Annotated in this window: 1 protein-coding gene; it reads left to right on the forward strand. The window is 61.6% G+C overall.

Annotated elements, in window-relative coordinates; all coding sequences use genetic code 11:
* The first annotated feature begins 37 nt into the window (after window positions 1-37).
* Window positions 38-1,126 carry an IS630 family transposase gene (locus tag PV761_RS24170; RefSeq protein ID WP_347900048.1) on the forward strand — a complete coding sequence of 363 codons (1,089 nt, stop codon included), beginning with the start codon at window positions 38-40 and terminating at the stop codon, window positions 1,124-1,126.
* Window positions 1,127-1,139: the final 13 nt, after the last annotated feature.

Here is a 1,139-nt window from a genome sequence, read left to right on the forward strand (position 1 = left end):
CCAAAATAGTTTGTGGGTGCGCTGTTAAGCTGGGGCTATGACGAATCCGGCTCCTGCTTTGGTGGTTTCTGATGGTCAACGCGCCGCATTGGAGGTGCTGTCGAAGTCGCAGACGGCGTCCCATCGGGAGGTTCAGCGGGCGCAGGTTTTGTTGATGGCCGCGGAAGGGTTGGCCAATGAATCGATCGCGAAGGTCGCCGGGACGAGCCCGGGGACGGTGCGGTCGTGGCGGGCCCGGTTCGAGGCAGAGGGCCTGGCCCACTTGGGTGAGGTGCGTGCCGGGCGGGGCCGCAAGCCGGTCATTCCGCAGTCCACGATCGATGAGATCGTTGATCTGACGCGCAATTCCAGGCCTGAAGGGCAGACGCACTGGTCGGTGCGGACGATGGCCGCGAAGGTCGGGGTGTCGCCGGCGCAGGTGCAGCGGATCTGGGCCGCCCGGGGCCTGAAGCCCCACCTGGTCGATACGTTCAAGCTCTCCAACGATCCGAAGTTTGAAGAAAAACTCATCGACGTGGTCGGTCTGTATCTGAATCCGCCGGAGAAGGCGATCGTGCTGTGCATGGATGAGAAGTCCTCGATCCAGGCCCTGGACCGCACCCAGCCATCCCTGCCGATGAAGAAGGGCCGGGCGGAAACCATGACGCATGACTACAAACGCAACGGCACGACCACCCTGTTCGCAGCACTGGACGTGGCCACCGGGAAAGTCATCGGTTCGTGCCTGCCCAAGCACCGGCACGAGGAATTCCTCGTGTTCCTCAAAACCATCAACAAGGAAGTCCCGCAGGGCCTGGATGTCCACCTGATCCTGGACAACTACGCCACCCACAAGCACCCGGACGTGAAGGCGTGGCTGGCGAAAAACCCCCGGTTCCGGCTACATTTCACCCCAACCTCGTCCTCATGGCTGAACCTCGTTGAACGCTGGTTCCGGGAGCTCACGGACAAAGCCCTACGCCGCGGAGCATTCCATTCAGTCCCGGACCTGATCAACAAGATCGAGGAGTACCTGGCGGCTCACAACACCGAACCCAAACCCCTGGTCTGGACCGCGACCGCAGACTCAATCCTCAAAAAAGTCGCCCGCGGCCGCGTCGCTCTCGAAGCCATCAAACAAAACTGAGACACACCACTAG

Source organism: Arthrobacter sp. CC3 (genome assembly GCF_039907775.1).
In the GTDB taxonomy this organism is placed as follows: Bacteria; Actinomycetota; Actinomycetes; order Actinomycetales; family Micrococcaceae; genus Arthrobacter.

Coding starts and splice junctions, on each gene's coding strand:
- PV761_RS24170 (WP_347900048.1), top strand. CDS start 38: ATGACGAATCCGGCTCCTGCTTTGGTGGTTTCTGATGGTCAACGCGCC.